This is a genomic window from Pradoshia sp. Z4_20 (assembly GCF_058216035.1).
On sequence record NZ_JBZAJD010000004.1, the window covers coordinates 32,397 to 54,415 of the forward strand.

Annotated in this window: 22 protein-coding genes and 2 pseudogenes; 13 read left to right on the forward strand and 11 right to left on the reverse strand. The window is 37.1% G+C overall.

The window, feature by feature from the left end:
• Window positions 1-69 precede the first annotated feature (69 nt).
• From AC4BHP_RS11540 to AC4BHP_RS11560, 5 genes are all read left to right on the forward strand, one after another.
• Window positions 70-1,533 carry a hypothetical protein gene (locus tag AC4BHP_RS11540; protein WP_140461706.1) on the forward strand — a complete coding sequence of 488 codons (1,464 nt, stop codon included), beginning with the start codon at window positions 70-72 and terminating at the stop codon, window positions 1,531-1,533.
• 260 nt (window positions 1,534-1,793) lie between these two features.
• The gene (locus tag AC4BHP_RS11545; protein ID WP_181162020.1) at window positions 1,794-3,254 is read left to right on the forward strand and encodes a spore germination protein; all 1,461 of its coding nucleotides are present in this window, start codon (window positions 1,794-1,796) and stop codon (window positions 3,252-3,254) included.
• Between the two features lie 7 nt (window positions 3,255-3,261).
• Window positions 3,262-4,380 (forward strand): GerAB/ArcD/ProY family transporter, encoded by a 1,119-nt coding sequence (locus tag AC4BHP_RS11550; protein WP_139892311.1) that lies wholly within the window; start codon window positions 3,262-3,264, stop codon window positions 4,378-4,380.
• 3 nt (window positions 4,381-4,383) lie between these two features.
• Entirely contained in the window at window positions 4,384-5,505 is a 1,122-nt protein-coding gene (locus AC4BHP_RS11555; protein ID WP_148630739.1) for a Ger(x)C family spore germination protein, read from the forward strand.
• A 30-nt stretch (window positions 5,506-5,535) separates the two neighbouring features.
• Window positions 5,536-6,309 (forward strand): potassium channel family protein, encoded by a 774-nt coding sequence (locus AC4BHP_RS11560; RefSeq protein WP_066106697.1) that lies wholly within the window; start codon window positions 5,536-5,538, stop codon window positions 6,307-6,309.
• A 2-nt stretch (window positions 6,310-6,311) separates the two neighbouring features.
• Here AC4BHP_RS11560 and AC4BHP_RS11565 read toward each other — a convergent pair whose 3' ends face one another.
• From AC4BHP_RS11565 to AC4BHP_RS11575, 3 genes are all read right to left on the reverse strand, one after another.
• Window positions 6,312-6,737 carry a YugN family protein gene (locus AC4BHP_RS11565; RefSeq protein ID WP_148630737.1) on the reverse strand — a complete coding sequence of 142 codons (426 nt, stop codon included), beginning with the start codon at window positions 6,735-6,737 and terminating at the stop codon, window positions 6,312-6,314.
• Between the two features lie 157 nt (window positions 6,738-6,894).
• The gene (locus tag AC4BHP_RS11570; protein WP_066106687.1) at window positions 6,895-8,247 is read right to left on the reverse strand and encodes a glucose-6-phosphate isomerase; all 1,353 of its coding nucleotides are present in this window, start codon (window positions 8,245-8,247) and stop codon (window positions 6,895-6,897) included.
• Between the two features lie 146 nt (window positions 8,248-8,393).
• A complete protein-coding gene (locus AC4BHP_RS11575) occupies window positions 8,394-9,557 on the reverse strand; it encodes an iron-containing alcohol dehydrogenase (protein ID WP_066106679.1) in 1,164 nt (387 codons plus the stop codon).
• 140 nt (window positions 9,558-9,697) lie between these two features.
• Between AC4BHP_RS11575 and AC4BHP_RS11580 the strand changes: the two genes are divergently transcribed.
• On the forward strand, window positions 9,698-9,940 hold the full coding sequence (locus AC4BHP_RS11580) for a DUF378 domain-containing protein (RefSeq protein ID WP_066106678.1): 243 nt from the start codon (window positions 9,698-9,700) through the stop codon (window positions 9,938-9,940).
• Between the two features lie 44 nt (window positions 9,941-9,984).
• Here the strand turns inward: AC4BHP_RS11580 and AC4BHP_RS11585 are convergent, their stop codons facing one another.
• Together AC4BHP_RS11585 and yugI are read right to left on the reverse strand one after the other, a co-directional pair.
• A complete protein-coding gene (locus AC4BHP_RS11585) occupies window positions 9,985-11,187 on the reverse strand; it encodes an ornithine--oxo-acid transaminase (protein WP_187393487.1) in 1,203 nt (400 codons plus the stop codon).
• Window positions 11,188-11,390: 203 nt separating this feature from the next.
• A complete protein-coding gene (gene yugI, locus AC4BHP_RS11590; RefSeq protein ID WP_140461708.1) occupies window positions 11,391-11,795 on the reverse strand; it encodes a S1 domain-containing post-transcriptional regulator GSP13 in 405 nt (134 codons plus the stop codon).
• 248 nt (window positions 11,796-12,043) lie between these two features.
• Between yugI and AC4BHP_RS11595 the strand changes: the two genes are divergently transcribed.
• Both AC4BHP_RS11595 and AC4BHP_RS11600 read left to right on the forward strand, forming a co-directional pair.
• Entirely contained in the window at window positions 12,044-13,381 is a 1,338-nt protein-coding gene (locus AC4BHP_RS11595; protein WP_140461709.1) for a sodium-dependent transporter, read from the forward strand.
• A gap of 49 nt (window positions 13,382-13,430) precedes the next feature.
• Window positions 13,431-13,775 carry a helix-turn-helix domain-containing protein gene (locus AC4BHP_RS11600; protein ID WP_490552361.1) on the forward strand — a complete coding sequence of 115 codons (345 nt, stop codon included), beginning with the start codon at window positions 13,431-13,433 and terminating at the stop codon, window positions 13,773-13,775.
• A 443-nt stretch (window positions 13,776-14,218) separates the two neighbouring features.
• On the opposite strand, the gene AC4BHP_RS11605 is transcribed toward AC4BHP_RS11600, so the two are convergent.
• Together AC4BHP_RS11605 and AC4BHP_RS11610 are read right to left on the reverse strand one after the other, a co-directional pair.
• Window positions 14,219-15,385, reverse strand: a complete 1,167-nt coding sequence (locus AC4BHP_RS11605) for an aminotransferase (protein ID WP_066106660.1) — start codon at window positions 15,383-15,385, stop codon at window positions 14,219-14,221.
• Window positions 15,382-15,882 carry an Lrp/AsnC family transcriptional regulator gene (locus AC4BHP_RS11610; RefSeq protein ID WP_066106655.1) on the reverse strand — a complete coding sequence of 167 codons (501 nt, stop codon included), beginning with the start codon at window positions 15,880-15,882 and terminating at the stop codon, window positions 15,382-15,384. The genes AC4BHP_RS11605 and AC4BHP_RS11610 overlap by 4 nt, the downstream gene beginning before the upstream one ends.
• A gap of 232 nt (window positions 15,883-16,114) precedes the next feature.
• Here AC4BHP_RS11610 and AC4BHP_RS11615 point away from each other — a divergent pair, with 232 nt between their 5' ends.
• Window positions 16,115-17,284: a MalY/PatB family protein gene (locus tag AC4BHP_RS11615; RefSeq protein WP_066106652.1), complete on the forward strand. Its 1,170-nt coding sequence runs from the start codon at window positions 16,115-16,117 to the stop codon at window positions 17,282-17,284.
• A gap of 108 nt (window positions 17,285-17,392) precedes the next feature.
• Here AC4BHP_RS11615 and AC4BHP_RS11620 read toward each other — a convergent pair whose 3' ends face one another.
• Both AC4BHP_RS11620 and AC4BHP_RS11625 read right to left on the reverse strand, forming a co-directional pair.
• Window positions 17,393-17,596: a hypothetical protein gene (locus tag AC4BHP_RS11620; protein ID WP_066106649.1), complete on the reverse strand. Its 204-nt coding sequence runs from the start codon at window positions 17,594-17,596 to the stop codon at window positions 17,393-17,395.
• Between the two features lie 151 nt (window positions 17,597-17,747).
• A complete protein-coding gene (locus AC4BHP_RS11625; protein WP_077248121.1) occupies window positions 17,748-18,488 on the reverse strand; it encodes a peptidylprolyl isomerase in 741 nt (246 codons plus the stop codon).
• 129 nt (window positions 18,489-18,617) lie between these two features.
• On the opposite strand from AC4BHP_RS11625, the gene kapB reads away from it, so the two are divergent.
• The gene (kapB, locus tag AC4BHP_RS11630; protein WP_139892300.1) at window positions 18,618-19,004 is read left to right on the forward strand and encodes a kinase-associated lipoprotein KapB; all 387 of its coding nucleotides are present in this window, start codon (window positions 18,618-18,620) and stop codon (window positions 19,002-19,004) included.
• 41 nt (window positions 19,005-19,045) lie between these two features.
• Here the strand turns inward: kapB and kapD are convergent, their stop codons facing one another.
• The gene (gene kapD / locus AC4BHP_RS11635) at window positions 19,046-19,666 is read right to left on the reverse strand and encodes a 3'-5' exonuclease KapD (protein WP_490552366.1); all 621 of its coding nucleotides are present in this window, start codon (window positions 19,664-19,666) and stop codon (window positions 19,046-19,048) included.
• 117 nt (window positions 19,667-19,783) lie between these two features.
• Here kapD and AC4BHP_RS11640 point away from each other — a divergent pair, with 117 nt between their 5' ends.
• From AC4BHP_RS11640 to AC4BHP_RS11650, 3 genes and pseudogenes are all read left to right on the forward strand, one after another.
• Entirely contained in the window at window positions 19,784-20,008 is a 225-nt protein-coding gene (locus tag AC4BHP_RS11640) for a hypothetical protein (RefSeq protein ID WP_066106641.1), read from the forward strand.
• Window positions 20,009-20,019: 11 nt separating this feature from the next.
• A pseudogene (locus tag AC4BHP_RS11645) lies at window positions 20,020-20,907 on the forward strand (transglycosylase domain-containing protein).
• Between the two features lie 199 nt (window positions 20,908-21,106).
• On the forward strand, window positions 21,107-21,244 hold the full coding sequence (locus tag AC4BHP_RS11650; RefSeq protein WP_490552368.1) for a hypothetical protein: 138 nt from the start codon (window positions 21,107-21,109) through the stop codon (window positions 21,242-21,244).
• Window positions 21,245-21,320: 76 nt separating this feature from the next.
• On the opposite strand, the pseudogene AC4BHP_RS11655 reads toward AC4BHP_RS11650, so the two are convergent.
• Window positions 21,321-21,827: pseudogene (locus AC4BHP_RS11655) on the reverse strand (DUF5366 family protein).
• Window positions 21,828-22,019 lie beyond the last annotated feature (192 nt).

Sequence of the window (22,019 nt, forward strand, 5' to 3'; positions counted from 1 at the left end):
TTAACTTTACGCTTTCAAGGGTAAAAACCTTCAATAAGCTTATTAAGTACTTAGAAAGGAATTTTTCTCATGAAAGAGCTCTCGATAACTGAAAAACAGGTTTCTAGTGCCAACTTCCAATTTGTATTCCCATTTTCGCTTATACGCGGAAAGGAAGATGATTTGGTTGAGAAATTGAAAAAAAATCAGTTTAAATGGTTTAGACTGGATAACCTTGAAAAAGAAGATGATTTCTATGGCAGGTTTGAAATAAATCACGAGAACATGGAAAATTTTTTTCTTCCTTTTACAAATCGAATTATGTTCCCTAAAAAGGAGGATGGAAAAGGATTTCAACGGTATTCGAAAATGTATCAGGTTCCTAGTACATTAAAGACAAAGTATTGCAACACAAGATTTGTAGTTGAATCCATTGATATAACCGTGTGTCCATATCAGTTAGGTTTTTTAACCATACGTATTCACTTGGAAGACCAGGATCAATCATTGGATCTTACTGAAGCTATTCATTTTGCTTCAGAATTTAGAATCATGGAACAAAATCAGCCGACTTCCAAAATAATCTATGAAGATCAGGAGTTCGAACATGTTGAGCGCTTTTTGCTAGATTGTCTCATGCCTGAAATTAAAAAATATATGGATGATAGCACTGAAGATAATGCTTACTTTGAATCCTTCCCATTTTTTGAAAATAATCATTTATACGTCCAGTCCTTGATTGGATTAGTACCTGATGAAAAAATTGAGGATTACGATGTTTACCGATTAGGTAATCTGGATGGGTATTCCCAAAATAAAAAGCCATATATCAGTTGCAATAATCAACAATTTATTGATCAATATATGGAGTCGATCGTTTATACCCGTTGGGCACCGTTTACTTATTACATACCCGATGAACAGGGAATTGCTTGTATAACCAATCGTACAAATGAAGCATTTAATAATATTGCCAGTACTTTTTATGGCGAATACTATTACGGATTAATGCTCACTTTATTTCATAAAATCACCTTGCTTAAGGTGGCAAACGAATACTCACGTGTGAGAATTTCACAGGATACAAAACAAGTGGAAAAATTAATTCATGCGATCAATGCCTTCTCATCCAATTATTATTTTTTTGAACTGGCAACCAACTCAAAGGGCCGTGATATTTTTATCCGGCTAAGAGAAAGGTTTAAGGTAGACGATCTATTCGAGGATACACGTGCAACGCTGCAAAGTTTAAATCAATATCAAGAAAATTTCACATCTAAACAAGGTAATATGCTTTTACAAATTTTAACTCTCTATTCTGTCATAACTGGAATATTCGGAATGAATTTAGTTTCTGAACAGCTTAAAGGGAATATAAATTGGTCCAGTTTATTATCAAGTTATAATCGGCTCGAATACTTAGCATTATTTGTAACATTAACCGGTGTATTTATCTCCATTATCTTAGGACTTAGATTTATTTTTTTATGGATAATAGATAAAAGGGACCGTAAAAAATGGAGAAAGGAAATTGAGTATCCAAATACAAAGTAAATTTTATAACAGATAAACCTCCGTTTAAATCAATGTAAACGGAGGTTTTTATATTCCTCCCCCTCTAAACTAAATCAAAAAGATTTAACTCCAGAATTATCCATGAATCAAAGACCTAATTTGCTTACTATTACTTTTGGCTATCTTATTTTCAATCAAGTTTTGCAGCAATTCATAATCCAGCACACCTGCAATCATTTGAATAATATTCCTTAGTTAACTAATACTAACGTTTATCAATTAAGGTTTAGGTGATGGATATGAAATTCTTTAAAAAGAGAACGACAAACCAGACTAACGAACAAGTACAATCGAACGAGGCATCTACTCCAGATATACGGAGCTTACAAACAACCTGTCATGTAGAAGATAATATTGAAAAACTGAAAACAGCCTTTTCTAGTACACAAGATTTCGATACACGTTATTTCTCAAATGGTGATCAAAAATATGGAATGGCATTCATCAAAACAATCGTTAAAAAGGATATTATTGATCACTTTCTGATAGAACCATTAGTGATTAACTCTTCACTCAGCCCTGCTAACTTACCTGTGGCACATGTTTCTGCTTATACCTGTTTTGAAGATATTATTAATAATATGCTCGACGGTAATATTGCTCTGTTTAAAGAAGGTGATACAGCCTGTTATTTAGTAGAAGCAGCAGATTTTAAGACTCGTTCTATTGAGGAACCTGCATCGGAACAAAGTATACGTGGTTCTCATGAAGGGTTTGTAGAGAAAATTGAAGATAATTTAAATCTGATAAGAAAAAGGGTCAAAACGGAGAACTTGGTGGTTAAAACAAAAACACTTGGTTCATATCCAAAGGCTACTGCCGCTCTTTTTTATATAAATGGGAAAGCAGACCCGGAGGTTATAGAAAAAATAGAAAAAAAATTAGACTCTATTCATCTTGATACAGCTATCAATACAGAAGTTATTCAAAATTATATAGAAGACTCAGTTTATTCACCATTTCCGCAAATTTTGAATACAGAAAAACCTAATCGGGTTGCACATCACTTATCAATGGGTGCCGTTGGCTTAATGACTGAAGGAAGCTCTACTGTCTTCCTGATGCCAATTACATTCTTTACTTTTTTTCATGCAGCGGATGATATTGAAAGCCGTTTTTATATAAGCTCATTTGAACGGATTTTACGCCTGTTTGCCTTATTTCTGGCCATTACCTTACCATCATTTTATATCGCTCTTGTATCATTTGATTTCGAGATTATCCCGTTAAATCTTGTAGCAAATGTTAAAGGATCTTTGGAGAACATTCCCTACTCCCCCTTAATCGAAGCTCTTATTATGGTGGTCATATTGGAACTTCTTAAGGAATCCGCCATCCGTTTACCCAGTTCCGTTTCACCAACGATTGGTGTGGTAGGTGCTTTGGTCATAGGTACTGCAATTGTTCAGGCTAACCTGGTTTCTAATACGATGTTAATCGTGATTGCGATTACAGCCATTTCGGCATTTACTATTCCAAATCAGGAAGTCGCACAAATGATTCGTATTCTAAACTTCCCGCTCATCATTATAACTTATATTTTTGGCTTAGTTGGAATAGCGATTGGATTCACTTTAATTATCTATCATTTATGTGAATTGGAATCTATGGGAAAACCTTATTTAGCACCGGTCGCGCCGTTTAATTTTAAAAGCTTGTCGAAAATGCTATTCAAAATACCATTTAAGAAGGAGAGTTAAATGGACTATGATAGCTTCTAATAAAAAGTTATTGTCAGCTCACCAATTATACTTTTTAACCGTCCAATCCGTTAGCTCTGTCATGATTTTTGCCATTCCTTATCTTGTTAATGAGCATAGTAAACATAATGCCTGGATATCTGCCATCATCACTTTAATCTTCTTTCAACTAATTGGATGGGTCATCTTTTCATTGCATAAACGATTACCGGATAAGAATCTATTCCAAATGACAGAGATTCTAACAAGCAAATGGATCGGAAAAATAATGAATTGGCTGTATATCATCTATTTCATTGGCCTTGCTACCTATACGGCTTTATATTTTACGTATTTATCAAAGGAATGGACACTGCCTGTCACACCGCTATTTGTTGTTTACCTAATCTTTATTTTAATGGGACTCTATATAGCCAAAGGGACGATAACTACACTCGCGCGGTTCAGCGGCATAACATTCCTGGCGTTAACAGGCTTTCTCCTGTTCTCTATTTCTTTTGCCATTCCTAAAATGCATCTTTTATTTCTACTGCCAGTTGGGGATGTTCCGGTTACTAAAATTTTGAATGGTTCATATCATATGGGGATTGGTTATGCAGGCCTAAGTTCATTACTTGTATTATTACCACTTCTTCATGACAAATTAAAAACAAAAAAAAGAGTAATTACTTTTTCAATCCTGACTATTTCATTGATTTATCTTGTTTTATTAGTAATCTGTCTTGCCCATTTTGGTACATATTCATTAGGTCTAGTTCCAATTCCAGTTCTCTATTTACTAAAAATATTGACGATACTTAGCATTTTTGAACGGATGGATTTGATTATTATGTGCGCCTGGATTTCTCCAATGCTCGTTTCCTATGTCCTATATATTTTTATAGCAGGAATAGGAATATCAGAAAATACTCGATTCAAGAACAAAAAAATCATTGTATTGGTTATTACTTTGATAATCTCACTTCTATGTGCTCTTTTTCCGGAAGCGCAGGATAACATGATTCGTCTTAATAATTATTTGCTACCCTTTACTTATGTGTTCATGATAGGGTTTCCCATTCTTCTACTGGCTATTGCTATGATTCGAAAAATAAACCAGAGTCATCAAAATCAGGCAGGTGATTGATCCATGAAACTATTAAAGATAGGTTTAATATTATCAATATTGATTGCTACCACAGGATGCTGGGACCAAAATTTTTTATCTAAAACTTCCCTGGCATTCAGTTTAGGTTTTGACAAAGCTAAAGGCCCGGAACCACTGGAATTAATTACAATTATTCGTGCATTAAAGCCTGCAGGTGGGGGACAAATAGAACCCTATAATACCAGTTATAAAGTAAAGGGAGCATCTCCATTAATTTTAAGGGAAAAAATGAATCAAATTACGCCCGGCGAATTCTCAATAAATAAATTAAGTAATGTTTTAATAGGCGAGGAATTGGCGAAAACAGATATCTATCCCCTGCTGGATGTGTTATATCGTGATGCAAAAAGTAATGTAAACGCAAAAGTCTTGATTACAAAAGGAAAATCACGAGACATTTTAAAAGACGAGTATATTAAGGGCACTTTAATTAGTAGAGCCATACAAGAGTTACTCGACAGTGCAGAAGACCATTCCATGATTCCTGAGCAATCATTAGCTACGATTATGCCTGCCATGTTTGATCCAGGTCAGGATTTTGTCCTTCCCTATGTAGAAAAACTTAAGGGTGGCCTGGTAAAAGTAAAGGGAGTAGCTTTATTCGATAACTTAAGTTATACCGGTAAAAATTTAATTGGGGAGGACTCTTCTTTATACTTATTAATGGTTGGCAAAGAAGGAACCTATACTCAATTTACAATAAATAATCCGGAGAAAAAAAATGAAATTGATGAAAAGGTTAGCTTTTTTATTCGAAAAAACACCCATAAAATAAAATTAAAAATCAAGGACTCTAAACCGGTCTATACAGTTTCATTAAACTTAAGGGTTTCTGTATCTGAATATACAAAGGGTTTGCTTAAAGAGGACGAAATTAAAACCCTTGAGAAGCATATTTCTAAGGACTTAACGAAACAAGCTAGAAAAGTAACTGATACGTTAGTGAAAAGCAATTGCGATGCACTCGCGCTTGGCCGTAAGCTGATGGTTAAGGATCCAAAATTGTTTGATGAGTATAAGAAGAATGGAAAGTTAGATTTAAAAAAAGTTGAGATTAACCCAACTGTTAAAATAAAAGTTGTGGACAATGGAATTTTAGATTGAATAGATTTTTGATAAGAGCGAGGACGACGTATGAATACTGCTCAGTATATTTTCAATAAACTTCATTTAGTTGCTCGTCTGATTATTATTATCGTTGGCATTATTCTAGTCTATGGAATCCTTATGCATCTGATTGAGCCTTCAACATTTACCAACATTGGTGAAGGAATATGGTTTACCATTGAATCAATTACAACTGTGGGGTATGGCGAAATTGTGCCCAAAACTCTTTTAGGGAGGTTAACTGCCAGTACATTAATCTTAATTGGTGCAGCATTTGTTTCTTACTACTACGCATCTATGTCATCCTATGTGATTAAACGGCAGACAGCCCTGCAGCTTGGTTCTGCCATCTATACAAAACGTAAGCATCTTATTATAGTTGGTTGGAATGAATGTACTAAAATGCTAATCGATACATGGCATAAGGAGAATCCACGAAGAAATATAGTCATCATAGACGAGACATTAGAATCTCATCCAATGCCAGACACTCATATCTTTTTTTTGAAAAATGACAGTACAAATGAACAGACATGGATTCATGCAAATGTAACCGAGAGTGAATTCATCATTTTAACAGCAGATCGCTCGAAAACTGAACGTGCTTCTGATTTGCATGTCATCGCTTCCTTACTGTGTATTAAAGGCCTTTATCCAGAAGCCACTTGTATTTGTGAAATAATGGCTCCCTTTCAAATGAAAAATGCCAAACGAGCTGGTGCAGATCGTATTATTGCAACTAATACGATTATTAGCCAAACCATTATAGAAACAGTCGAACAAGAGCCGTCTTCAAGATAATTTTATTCATATCCCAACACAGCAATTTCCGCTTCATTTACTAATACTCTGCCTAGATCTAAATATCTTTCCAAACCTGAATCACCACCGTACACATTATCTGATGGATTTGAGTAATGATCAAATTCACATTCATCTGAATATGGGTGGTGATTCATATAAAATTGGGCACCGGTTTTAGCTTCATAAGATAATAAGTAAGGAGTCCCAAAGCGGATTACTCCGTTTTTATCTTCTATAGACCCCTTAATGGTGGTAAAGGGAATCCTAATATAATTTGATTTACTACCGCCATCCATTAGATAATCAAAATAACCATGCTTATAATCCCAGTTCCCGCCAACGATAAACCCATGGCTTCCAAGCTGATGATGGGCATACACATAATTTGTTATAGTATTTGTTAGACGTGATGGTATTTCAATCATGTTATCCCTTCCTTCCTTTAGATCCTTTATTAATATCCACTGATAGAAGGAAAGGTATGTCTGGTATTGGCAGCCTTCAACACCTAATATTCTCAACTATGGTACATATAAAAAATACCCGGTTCATTTACCGGGTATTTTTTGCACGAACATAATATTAAGAATTTAATCGTTTTTCAAGCTCAGCTTTCTTTTCTTCAAAGCCAGCTTTGCCAAGTAAAGCGAACATATTAACTTTATATGCTTCGACACCTGGCTGATCAAATGGATTTACCCCCATTAAATAGCAGCTCATTGCGCATGCTTTTTCGAAGAAGTAGACCATATAACCAAATGTATATTCATCAAGTGCCGGAATGCTCACAACCAAGTTCGGAACTCCGCCATCTGTATGAGCTAATAATGTACCCTCAAATGCCTTATTATTCACGAAATCTACTGTTTGTCCAGCTAAATAATTGAGGTTATCCAAATCATTTGCTGCCTCTTCAAGAACTAATTCATGGCGTGGCTTTTCTACTTTTATAACTGTTTCAAACAGATCTCTGCGACCTTCCTGCACGTATTGTCCTAATGAGTGAAGATCAGTTGAGAAGTTCGCAGAAGATGGATAAACTCCTTTTTGATCTTTTCCTTCACTTTCACCAAAGAGCTGTTTCCACCACTCGGAGAAATACTGTAAGGATGGCTCATAGTTAATCAACATCTCAATGGTTTTCCCTTTACGATAAAGAAGATTACGAACAACTGCATATTGATACGCCTCATTGTTCTCTAATTCAGATTCAGAATAATCTTGCTCAGCTGCAGCTGCACCTTTCATGATAACATCGATATCCGCTCCGCTTGCAGCAATCGGCAGTAATCCAACAGCTGTAAGAACAGAATAACGTCCGCCTACATCATCAGGAATGACAAATGTTTCAAACCCTTCTTCATCAGCAACTGTTTTTAAAGCGCCTCTAGCTTTATCTGTAGTTGCATAAATGCGGCCCTTTGCTGCTTCTGCGCCATATTTTTCTTCCAATAGCTTACGGAAAATACGGAAGGCAATCGCTGGTTCAGTAGTTGTACCGGATTTAGATATAACATTAATCGAGAAATCTTTTCCTTCAAGAAGATCCATTAAATCGCGCATATATGTAGAACTGATATTGTTACCTGCAAAAATGATTTGCGGAGCTTTACGCTTTTCACTAGGCAGAATATTAAAGAAGCTGTGTTGAAGCATTTCAATTGCCGCTCTAGCTCCAAGATAAGATCCGCCAATCCCAATAACTAATAAGATATCAGAATCGTTTTTAATCTTTTCTGCTGCTTTCTTTATACGTGCAAACTCTTCTTTATCATAATCAGAAGGCAAAGATAACCATCCAAGATAATCATTACCAGCTCCTGTTTTTTCATGGATTGTATGATGCAGTTGCTTTACAGTATCCTTCATATAAGACACTTCATGCTCTTGGAAAAATTCTAGTGCTTTTGAATAATCAAATTTAATATGAGTCATTTTTTGTCCTCCATTCAGTTTCCTCATTTTCACTTTACAGAATCCGAAAATGATAATCAAGTTGCGACTAATAGCTTCAAAAATTTCAAGCGTTTACATTTCGTAACATTGAGAAAAAGGTCTTACAGGAAGACCTTTTTTTCAAACTATAAAGATGCTTTGAGAATAGATAGTACATCCTCTTTATTAAGCTTTTTAAAGTTTCCGAACTCTCCATTCACCATTGCTTTGTCTGCTATTAACTCTATTTTGGAATCGTCTATATCATAATCAGCCAATCGGGATGGAGCACCGATTCCTGTCCAGAAATCTCTTATATTACGGATACAATCATTAGCGATTTCCTCTTTTGATTTACCAGCTGGATCAACGTCAAATACCTCAGTTCCCAATCTAACTAACTTATCAAGATTTTCGTGCATACAGTGCTTCATCCAGTTTGGAAATAAGATTGCAAGCCCCCCTGCATGAGGAATATCATAGACAGCTGAAACAGCATGTTCGATATTATGCGTTGCCCAATCGCCACGGATACCCACACTCAATGTACCATTTAAAGCCACCGTTCCACAGTAAAGAATAGTTTCCCGATATTGATAATTTTCCATATCGTTCAATAATTTCGGAGCCGTTTCTTTAACTGTTTTTAACACTGATTCACACATTCTATCCTGTAAAGGTGTATTTTCTGTGTGGTTAAAATATGTTTCCAACACATGTGACATCATATCAACCATTCCGTAAATCGTCTGATCGCGAGGAACTGTGAACGTATTAACCGGATCAAGGATAGAAAACTGAGGGTAAGTATATGGTGAACCCCACCCGTGCTTCTCCTGTGTCTCCCAATTCGTAATCACACTGCCAGAGTTCATTTCAGAGCCTGTGGCTGCCAGTGTTAAAACTGTACCAAACGGCATAGCGCCCTTTACTTTGGCTTTCTTGGTGACTAAATCCCATGGATCTCCCTCATACACAACACCTGCCGCAATTGCCTTCGTACAATCAATAACACTACCTCCGCCAATAGCTAAAAGAAAATCAACCTCATTTTCTCGGCATATATCGACACCTTTGCGCACAGTAGAGATACGCGGATTTGGTTCTACTCCAGATAATTCATGATAGGTTAGTTCTCTGTGCTTCAGCTCATCAACAACACGATCATATAAGCCATTTTTCTTTATGCTTCCCCCACCATAAATTAATAAAATATTTTTTGAATCGGCTGGTATTAAATTTTTCAGTTCTTTAACTGTATCCTTACCAAATACTAAATTTGTCGGATTTTTATATGTAAAATTTTGCATAATTCTATTTCCTCCCTATTATTCCGTTTTCTTTATCTTTAATTCCTTTAATTTCATTAATAAAACCTAAAATCATGTATAATATTTTCTTTTTTTAACCACTCTATAACTGAACCATGCTTTTTGAAGGAGGAAATCAAATGAGTGGTATACAACGTACCGCACTTGTCTTAACAATTATAGGCGCCATTAACTGGGGACTTATCGGATTTTTCCAATTCGATTTGGTTGCAACTGTTTTTGGGGGCGGAAGCCAAGCTGGTGGTTTCGCACGTGTTATTTATGCACTTGTTGGAATTGCAGGCCTTGTCAATCTTGGATTATTATTCAAGCCAAGCGAACAAACAAGCAGCCAGGAACAACCAAATCCATCAAAATCATAATATCTAGAATAGGCCCATCCCTTTATTTGGATGGGCCTATTCATTTATACAGACAATACCTTTTTAATTTTTGAAATCGCCCAATCAAGCTCTTCTTTGGTAATGATAAGTGGTGGGGCAAAACGGATGACATTATCATGAGTTTCCTTACATAATAAGCCCTCATCCTTTAACCGTTCACAATATGGGCGTGCTGATTCCGTTAATTCCATACCAATAAATAAACCACGGCCTCTGATTTCTTTTATAATAGGATTTTCAATCTTCCTTAATTCTTCACTCAGATAGGCTCCCAGCTGTTCGGATTTTCCAGCCAAATTCTCTTCAACTAACACATCAATAGCCTCCATAGATACTGCGCAGGCTAATGGATTACCACCAAAAGTAGATCCATGGGACCCCGGATTAAAAACATCAAGAATATCATGATTGGCCAGAATACAGGAAATTGGGAATACTCCGCCACCAAGGGCCTTACCCAAAATATAAATATCAGGAACAACATCCTCCCACTCACATGCAAACATCCTGCCCGTTCTGCAAAGCCCTACCTGAATCTCATCTGCAATAAATAAAACATCATTAGCCTTACATACATCATATGCTCCCTTAAGGAACCCTTCAGAAGGTATATTAATTCCTGCTTCACCTTGGATTGGCTCAATCAAAAAGCCTGCTGTATTGGGAGTAATCGCTTCCTTTAAAGCTTCTATATCGCCAAATGGGATAAGCTTAATGCCTGGCAGCATTGGACCAAAACCTCTTTTATATTCTTCATCAGAAGAAAGAGAAACAGCAAGCATCGTTCTGCCATGAAAGTTCCCAGTGCAGGCGATAAATTCTGCCTTGTCCTTTTCCACTCCTTTTACATCATAGGCCCATCTTCTTGCAGCTTTAAAAGCTGTTTCAACCGCCTCCGCACCAGTATTCATAGGAAGTGCTTTGTCTTTGTTTGCTAGCTTACAAATTTTTTCATACCATGGACCAAGCTGATCATTATGAAAAGCTCTTGACGTCAGAGTTACACGATCTGCTTGCTCCTTTAAAGCTCGAATAATTCTTGGGTGACGATGTCCCTGGTTTACAGCCGAATAAGCACTCAGCATGTCCATATATCGGTTTCCCTCTGGATCCTTCACCCAAACACCCTCAGCTTCTGCTATAACAATCGGCAATGGGTGATAGTTCCTGGCACCATATTGTTCTGTTTGTTCAATCACTTCGTTGGAAACAGTTGTCTTTGTCACATGAATCGGCCCCCTATCTAAGTTTTTCATTCGTATAAGGTATAATTCCATTCGACTAAAAACCCATTTAAACGATAATTGAGTCTTGTCTATATTATCCGATAATTTACGAACAATTGGAATTAATAACTGTTTACAACAAAAAAACTGCCCTCATCACAGTCGAAACAAGTGATGAGGGCAGTTTCTGCATTTCTATTCAATTATTTTTTAATAAGATCTTCGCGTTTGGATTGTTCAATCCACTCTTCCAATTTATCTTTAAGTGTATTGAATCCTTGTGGTGTTTCAGCAGGCGGAATTTTAACTGAACCTTGTTGAGATTTTTTCTTAGGCTTACGAGCTTCCTGTTTAACTGCTGGCGGCTCTTCTGTAGCACGGATAGATAAAGCGATTTTTCCAGCTTCTTCATTAACGGAAAGAACTTTAACTTTAACTTCATCGCCTAATTTTAATTGATCATTAATATCTTTCACAAACCCGTACGTAATTTCAGAAATATGAACGAGTCCTTGTGTATTTTCGTCTAAGGCAACGAATGCTCCATAAGGCTGAATGCCAGTTACTTTACCGGTAAGAATTTGACCTACTTCATATTTTGTAGTCATAATAACACTCCTATAAATGTTTAAATTTTTCGTTTATATACGCAATATAAAATTATAGCATAATGTTGAGCCATTATCAAAAATGACCTACACACTCTTCTATTTTTATTTACCCTATCGCCTAATAATAAACACCTTTCCCGACAGGAATAACTTACCTGTTCAATCAGATTTAATATTCTGGCAATTATTCCTGTATAATGCTACTATTATACGATTAATAAGATTACAAGCTATGAGGTGCATACATGCAAAAACATGAACAATGGTCATCAAAGATTGGATTTATTTTAGCTGCTGCCGGTTCAGCAATTGGACTGGGTGCCATTTGGAAATTCCCCTACATGGCTGGAACAAATGGCGGTGCAGCCTTCTTCCTTTTATTTATTGCGTTCACACTTTTTATCGGTGCTCCTATTTTAATTGCCGAATTTGTCATTGGACGAAATGCACAAAAAGATGCAGTCAGTGCCTATAAAGTTATAGCCCCTAATTCTAAATGGTTTTTATTGGGGTGGATGGGTGTAATTGCTTCCGTTCTGTTGCTATCCTTTTACAGTGTGGTAGGCGGCTGGATTTTATCCTATCTAGGCAGAAGTCTACTTGGGCAGATAACAGGGGTAGCTAATTATGAATCATTATTTAATAACATTATTGAAAATCCATATGAATCAATCATTTCTCAGATTCTGTTCATATTATTGACAATATGGGTGGTTCAGGGAGGAATCAAAAAAGGGATTGAACGGGCAAGCAAGTATATGATGCCGGCATTATTCATTTTGTTTATTATATTGGCCGTTCGATCGTTAACCCTGGATGGAGCTATGGAAGGTGTTAGATTCTTCTTGCAGCCAGACTTCAATAAAATCACTGGTGAATCCGTATTGCTGGCACTTGGACAAGCCTTTTTCGCTCTTAGTGTGGGAACATCTGTAATGGTAACCTACGCTTCCTATTTGCCGAAAAACGAGAATTTGATGAAATCCGGCTTTTCTGTTGTGGGATTAAATATTTTAATCTCCTTATTAGCAGGACTTGTTATTTTCCCTGCCGTATTTGCGTTGGGATATGATCCTGCATCAGGTCCAGGGCTAGTTTTTGTCATACTGCCAGCTGTATTTAATGAGATCGCATTCGGAGGATTTTTTATGATCATCTTTATGGTCTTATTGTTATTTGCGACTCTTACCTCCGCCTTTTCCATTTTGGAAATTGTTGTAGCAGTCATTTCAAAAGAAAATCCCGAGAAACGAAAATCTTCCGCATGGCTGGCTGGAATCATCACCTTCATTGTTGGGATTCCGAGTGCTTTATCCTATGGAATCTTAAGCGATGTTCATATTGCAGGTAAAACTTTCTTTGATCTGGCAGATTTTATTGTTTCAAATCTTGCCCTGCCGCTCGGTTCGCTGTTTATTTCTATATTTATAGGTTACGTTATGGATAAAAATGCAGTCAGAACAGAGTTACAAAATGGCTCGAAATTGAAATACTGGATGTTTAACGGTTGGTATATCTTAGTCCGTTACGTATGCCCTGCCGCAATTTTATTAGTCTTCCTGAACTCTATTGGAATTATTTAGTAAGGTGGTAGAATATAAGGAGAACTATTAATATCGGGAGGGATTGATAATGGCTACAATTGGAGAAAATATTCGTAAGTACAGAATTGACAAAGGAATGAGTGTGGAAGAGCTAGCGTTACGCTCCAGAATCGGCACTCACAAACTTGAGCAATACGAGGAAAATGAATTAACACCAAGCCTCCAGGTTCTCCTGACTATTTCAACTGCATTGGATTGCCCTGCCTCCGAATTAATGGAGCACGCCAATCCAACAGGACCATGCCAACTAGATCCCGAACTCCATCACCTCATCAACACAATGGGGCAAAAGCGAGCGAAATTAATACTAAAGAAAACCCAAGACATAACCGAAGCCGACTTCCTAAGGATAATGGGGAACTTAAAAAGCTGAAACGGCTCGTTCAGAAGCGAGCAGCATAAGAGAAAGCCACGAAGGGAATGGTCTTCCCCGCAGTGGCTTTTCTTATGTCCTGAGCTTCTAGCCGTTGAAGCTAGATTAACTAAAAGGCTGAGGCGACTGCCCAGGCCCGAAAAGCATAAGAGAGAGGCACGCAGGGAGGTGTTCTTCCCTCCCGCAGTGGCTATCCTTATGACTCGAGGGACTAGGAGTTGAAGCTGGATTGATTAAAAGGCTGAGGCGACTGTTTCAAGGAACAAAGACTAAGAACGCCACGTCGTGTGGCAACGCCTTTGTGACCAACATCCTGTTGGCCTCAACCAAACAAAGGGGCAACCATAGGTCATTTAACGACTTATGGTTGCCCCCTCATTTTTTATATTTGAAAATCTTTTCCCTATACTCAGAAAACTCTTAGTAAAAGTCCTTAAGGAAATTTATGAATGATTGTTTAAAAATCGTTCAATCCTGGTTAAGGCTTCCCGTAATTGATCGATAGATGTAGCGTAAGAGCAACGGATATGCCCTTCTCCGCCTATACCAAATACATTACCTGGTACTACTGCTACCTTTTCCTCAATCAATAATTTTTCTGCAAATTCTTCAGAGCTCATGCCAGTAGATTCAATGGATGGAAAAGCATAAAATGCTCCACCCGGTGTGTGGCACTTCAAACCAATCTCATTAAATGAACTAACAATATAATTTCTTCGATGATTATAGCTCATACGCATTTCTTCCACATATCCCGCCCCATATCGCAGGGCCTCCAAAGCAGCATATTGGGCAGATGTAGGGGCACACATAATCGCATACTGGTGGATTTTCAGCATAGCTTCTGAGATTTCTTTGTTTGCACATACAAAACCAAGCCTCCAGCCTGTCATAGCAAATCCCTTTGAGAAGCCTGATATTAAAATCGTCCGTTCATACATCCCTTCAATGGCTGCAAAGCTGGTATACGCGTCATCATAAACAAGTTCCGCATAGATTTCATCGGAAATCACAAGAACATCATGTTTAATAGCAATTTCAGCTAATGCTTTCAAATCATCCTTAGACAATTGGGTTCCTGTTGGATTATTGGGTGAACAAATCATAATCGCCTTCGTTTTCGGTGTTATAGCTGCTTCTAACTGTTCGGGTAACAGTTTAAAATCAGATTCTTTCATGGTTCCAACCGAAACAGGCTTACCTCCTGCCAATGCCACTAATGGAGCATAGGATACGAAGCATGGTTCAACGACTATTACTTCTTCTCCTGGGTTGAGAATGGCTCGTAAGGCGATATCGATTGCCTGACTTGCACCTACAGTTACAATAATTTGATTTTCAGGGGAGTATGTTACCTGAAAACGTCTACTCATATAGGCTGCAATTTCCTCGCGTAAATCAAGCAATCCTGCATTTGCTGTGTAAGACGTATAGCCTTCTTCCATCGAGAGGATAGCAGCTTCCCTGTATCGCCACGGAGTAACAAAATCTGGCTCACCTACACCAAGCGAAACGATACCTTCCATGCCTGCTGCCAAATCAAAAAATTTACGTATTCCGGAGGGCTTCATTTCTCGAGCCGTATCAGATAGATAACTCGTTTTAATCATGGAGTTATCACAATCCTTTTATCCTCATCAAGAGGTGCAAATACAGTCCCATCATGTTTATACTTTTTAAGAATAAAGTGAGTCGTTGTAGAAATAACTGAATCAAGAGTCGATAATTTGTCTGAAACAAATCGCGCTACCTCATTCATCGACTTGCCCTCAATGACCACAGATAAGTCATAAGCACCTGACATTAAATAAACGGATGTGACCTCTTCATAGCGATAAATTCGTTTTGCTGTCTCATCAAAGCCTACGCCTCTTTTAGGGGTTACTTTCACATCAATCATGGCAGTAACTCCTTCGTGATCTTTAACTTTCGACCAATCGACCAAAGCGGCATAGCCAACAATAATATTGGATTCTTTCAGTTTTTTTAAGGCTAGTTCAACTTCCTCTTTAGACATTGCTGTCATTTTTACTATATCATCCAGAGGGATTCTGGCGTTTTCTTCGAGAATATTCAAAATCTCAATTTCCTTAGCTGTAAGGTTCATACCCTCACCTCCATTAAAAGTATCATTAGATATAAAGATATCTGAAAATTTAATTTAAATTAAACTTTTTCCATTATAACACTCATTTTATACATATGAATATGTAATCAATTATTTTCATCTCACATACCATATTTATTTGAGAAAACAAGCCAATTAATAAATCTTCTAAAACTGCCAGTCTGTAAATATATGATAAAATAAGGGAATCATATAAAGGCGGGGTGAAAAAATGAATAGTACAACAAATACAGAAACCATTATAGATCGTAAAGGAACAGCTTCGTATAAATGGGATAACGTTGATTCATTATTCGCAGGCAGTGACTTATGGCCAATGTGGGTGGCAGACATGGACTGGGCTTCGCCTGTTCAGGTACAGGAAGCTTTAATTACCCGCATACAGCACCCAATATTCGGATATACATATGCCTCCGATTCTGTATACCAGGCTATCATAAATTGGATGAACGAAAAGCATAAATGGTCGCTTAAAAGAGAAAATATTTCTTTTAGTCCAGGTGTAGTTCCGTCCTTATCAGCAGCTGTTCTTGCATTTACTGAAGCTGGAGATCAAGTGATGATTCAAACACCTGTCTACGGTCCATTTCATAATGTCGTTAAAAGTAATGGCCGAACTCTTGTTACCAATAGAATGAAAATCAACCAAAATCAATTTGAAATTGATTTTGAAGACTTTGAAAACAAGCTTCGTAATGGAGTAAAATTATTCATCTTATGCAGCCCGCACAATCCTGGCGGAACGGTTTGGGCAAAGAAAGACCTTGAGAGAATGATTAGCCTATGTCAGCACTATCAAGTGCCTGTCATTTCCGATGAAATTCACGCTGACCTGATTCTTTATGACAATATTCACACACCTGCCGGAATCATCAGCAAAGATGTTATTACACTGATGGCTCCTAGTAAAACCTTTAATATCGCTGGATTGCATGGCTCTCTGATCCTAAGTGAAAATAAAGATTACCTCTTAAAAATGGAACAGCAATTCCTCAAGCAAGGTATTGGGGGCATTAATGTACTTGCCTATACTGCCATGGAAGCGGCCTACACCCATGGTGCTGAGTGGGTGAGTGAGACCGTATCCAAAATTGAAGAGAATATTGAAATCCTGACTGATTATGTTTCTAAGCATTTACCGAAAATAAACATCATGATTCCTCAAGCATCTTTCCTTGTTTGGATCGATTTACGGGATTTAGGAATATCAGATATTGAAATCACAGAAAGGCTCATCCATAAAGGGAAATTGGCTCTTGAACCCGGTGCGAAATATGGGCAGGATGGCCAAGGATTTGTTCGAATGAATATAGGGTGCTCTAAGGACACTCTCACTGAGGGCTTGCGCAGATTGCACGAAGCATTCCAAGACCTCAACTAATTATGTAACAAGCATTTGCCAATCAGTCTGGCAAATGCTTGTTTAATTTTAAGAAGAATCCACTCAGATTTCGGCAAAAAAAAACTGCACACTTTGCATGTGCAGCCATCATTGAATATTTTGCTCTTTTAATTTTTCTTCCAATTCCTTTGCCTTCTGTACCTGCTTACGATTATAAACAATGATAAACCGCATCGTTAACACTGCAAATAATGTAAAAATGGCCATCGTTAATCCGGCTGGAATGTATTCTCTTTTATCTTCAGGAAAATACAAGAATAATCCTATAATAAACGCTAATGGCTGAGACATGTTTTGAGACACCCTTTCCTGATTTGAAAACATTTGAATTTTAACCATATTATAACACGACTAGGGTGAGTATAAGTGATATTTGATTATCCTCATTTATAAATAAGAAAAAAGCTGCCGAGTCATCGACAGCCTACTTACATTATAGGGATTATTTTAGGATGTTGATTTTTTCAATCACTACATCATAAACCGGTTTATCGTTAGGACCTACTTTAGTAGTTGCGATGTCATCTACAACATCCATTCCTTCAGTAACTTGTCCAAACACGGTATGTCTGTGGTCAAGCCAAGGAGTTCCGCCTATTTCCATGTATTTTTCCACTGCTTCCTGAGGATATCCCGCTTGTTCCATTTGTCCTTTTAGATTCGCTTCAACAGCACCTTTTTGAACAATAAAGAATTGACTTCCATTTGTACCAGGGCCGGCATTTGCCATAGACAAAGCACCACGGAAATTAAATAAATCCATCGTGAATTCATCTTCGAATGATTTACCCCAAATGCTTTCTCCACCCATTCCTGTTCCAGTTGGATCTCCGCCTTGAATCATGAAATCATTGATCACGCGGTGGAAAATGATCCCCTCGTAGTATCCATTTTCTGCATGAGTCAGGAAATTTTCAACCGCTTTAGGAGCTTGGTCAGGGAATAATTTGATTTGGATGGAACCTTTATTAGTTACCATCTCCACTAATCTTTCATTACCTTGTACTTCTGTAAATTGAGGTAATACTGTCATTTTATCTTCGCCTTCTTTCTCTTTAATGGTTTGATCCAGCTTTAAAGTTGTTTGATCACCAGATTGGAATACCTTATCTTTTATATACAGATTCCAAATCGCTGCACCAAGGAGGATTATTAATAATAGTATCATGGTCTTCCATTTCATTTAAACTACCTCCAATTTTTCACTTTACACGATTCTCAAAAAAAAAGCATCTTTCTGAAGAGCTTTTTATAGGATTGATTATGGTACATCGGTATGATAGAGAAGAACAGATATGAATGGGGGATAAAAATGAATGAACTCACTATTGGCGACCAAGTGATTGCACATTATAAAACCGGTAAATATGTAGGCGAAATCACCAATATCCGAACAAATGGATATATGGTTGTTAAAATACTGGCTGTATTAAAGCACCCTATGCAGGGAGATCTTCATCATCCAAAACAAACAGAAGTTGATTTTTTCCATGAGCGAAAGGCTTTAGCTTACAGGGAACAAACCAACATCCCGGTAAACATGGTGAAACCGTTTAAAGGGGAAATTCCTGATTACACAGAATCCCTGCGCCAGTCTCTTGAAACATTAAAACAGGAATTGCAAAAAGAAGAATCAAAGTGGTCAGATATGTCTTTGTCAGCTATATCGAATATAGAGCGCGAGTATTTTCCAATATGATAAACATAAAAAACCAAATCACTCTTTACTGATTTGGTTTTTTACGTCAACCCATTAAATAACTGTGAAAAATCCACAACGTCTCCGATTGTCGTTGGCTTATAGTTATCCACATACCTCCTGTCCTGCTCAATTAATGTAAACAGTTCATAAGTCATTCTGGCATCATCCAAAGCACGATGCCAAACGCCTTTAGCCTTGTCCCCATATTGCTGAACTGCTTTCCATAGGCCTGTCTGATTTCGGTCACCAAAGAATTTTTGATACTCAATCGATAAATCCAATTGCTTTCCCTTTAAAGGGAATATATGTCCTGAATACTGACAGTTTTGCTTTAACACCTTCATATCCATGTTTCCCCATGTAGCAATCGTTGGAGAGTTAGGATGATCCAATTCTCGCAGTAAACTGTGAAAAACATCAAATTCCACCCCTGTCTTAAGATCATCTTCGGTAATGTGCAAAAAGTTCTTACATCGGTTCGTTAACGACTGAAATACTCTGGGCAGGACATAAGAATTGTATTGATTGACTATTGTTCCACTCTTTACCTCGATAATTCCATATTCAATGATTTCAGGAAAGAACCCATTCGGATTATTTCGATCCTCTGGCATTGTAAATTCAAAATCTATGAATAAATAGTGGTCATCCTTCTTCACAATGATACAACCTCCTTGTTTTCGTGTAATCTATTGCTCCTTCCAAATTTTCCTCTTTTAACCACAAAATCAATACGATATAGTTAAATATACGAATAGAATTCCAGGTGGGTAAAAATGAGAAAATCAATTGGATTTTGTATGATTTTATTACTGGTTCCATCCTTATACGGATTGAGTACATTAACACTGAATGAGTTTTCCAAATTGCAAAGCCTCAATCATGTTTTGGACACCAATTTACAAATAGATCAATCTGCCATGCAGCTTAACAGTACAATCACAGATTCCGATGGACAATTATCAGAGAAATCTATCAAACAGAGAATCGGAAATATATAAAGGATGCTGATATCCCTCAAATTTTAAAGGATATTTACGTAGTTTCAGAGGATCAGCATTTTTATTCACATAAGGGGTTTGATTTATCAGCTATTAGCAGAGCGTTCATAATTAATACGGAAAGCGGGGGAATTCATCAAGGGGGCAGCACCATTACACAACAGCTCGCTCGAAATTTATTCCTCACAAATGAACGTACATATAATCGTAAATTAACTGAACTGCTTTACGCCTATCAGCTTGAGCGTGATTTTTCAAAAGATTAACTATTAAATACTTACATAATTGCGATTTACTATGGTAACAGTTCCTATGGAATTGAAGCTGCTGCTCATTTTTATTTTTCCAAATCAGCAAAGAATCTCAAGCATGGTGAACTCTCTTTTCTAGCGGCAATTCCTAATAACCCTAGTCTTTATGACCCGCTGACTAATTTCCAAAATACAAAAAAACGCCAGGTTAGACTTCTGCAGCAACTTGAGAATAAGAATTTCATAACGAATGGAGAAAAAGAGCAAATTTTAAAAGAATCAATAAAATTAAATCTTTCCAAACGAATCCAAGAATTTCCTGATTATACCGATTACACGCTGGCTGAATTTCGTCAGCTGGTCGCAGAGCAGGATGGTTATCAGTTTTCTGGTTTATCTGAACAAGGATCTAATCAATTAACAGAGAAATTAGATAACCGCATCACGGAACTGCTGCATTCAGGAATTACGATCCACACTTTTTCTCGATTCAGATATTCAGAAAAAGCCAAATCAGCCGTTAGTAGCATCCTGCCTTATAAAAACGTTGAAGCATCAGCGGTAGTTATTAATCATTCTACTCATGAGCTTGTCTCATTGATTGGGGGAAAAACATATAAACCCTCAACATTTAATCGAGCCCATTAAAGTTTTCGTCAGCCAGGATCTACGATTAAACCATTGCTGGTATATGCGCCTTATTTGAAAACTAATAAGGATCCAAAAAATAGACGCTTCAGCGATATGCATCGAAAATTACTGCCCAGAGAACTATGGTCATTCAACATATAGCAATCTTCCACTCAATCAGGCAATGGCCAAATCGGTTAATACTGCAGCTGTTCGATTGCTTCGAAAAAAGGTAGCTTATATAGGAGGAAAAACCGGTACAACAAATGATTATCATGATTTATGGTTTATTGGGATGACTGCTTCATATACAGGTGGGGTCTGGGTGGGCAAGGATCAGCCGTCCAGTATTTAAATAAAGTCAGCCGTAAATAAAAATATGGAAAAGCATGATGTATTCTCTCTATTAGAGGTTCATCATGCTTTTTCCTTTACAGCGGAAGTCCCGCCATTATACTATTATATAATTTTAAGACAGAGAGACAGACTGCCAATAACAGAACGGCCCAGATAGTTACATGAAAAAATATAATCCCTATCAATCAGGTACCCGATAAGGATGAACTGATTTTATACAGAAAGTATATAAAAGCGAATAATGAAGTAAGTAAAAAGCAGCCTGCAAGCAACCAAAGACAACATAACATAGATATAAGTCCACCTATCAGAAAAATGATAGAAGTCCCTCTCAGCTTTTGCAGGTCTTCTCCCACCTTATCCTTTGAGAAAAATAAAAGTGACAGTTCCAAAAAGGTATCGACAAGAAGCTTTAACGCAGCAAGTAACATAAAAAAACAGATAAAGAACAATAATAAAAAGGATAATTTAATATGGATCTCTGATAACAATCCAGTCATGCCTGAATAGAGCCCATTGCTTTTTAAAAATGCAATCATTCTTACCATAAGATGAACAGCAAAGAACAGACTAAATGCCATTATCGATAATAAGGGAAAATAACCTGTTACATATTATTCTTCATTTTCATTATTCCTTATACTTCACATTTTCCCATTATAAACCATTTATCGGAAAGGAGAATTAAATTTTTAAATTTTTTCCTTCATATAATACATGGTTAAAACACATGAATACCAGTCTTTTCAAGTACAGTCTAATATAAATTTGCT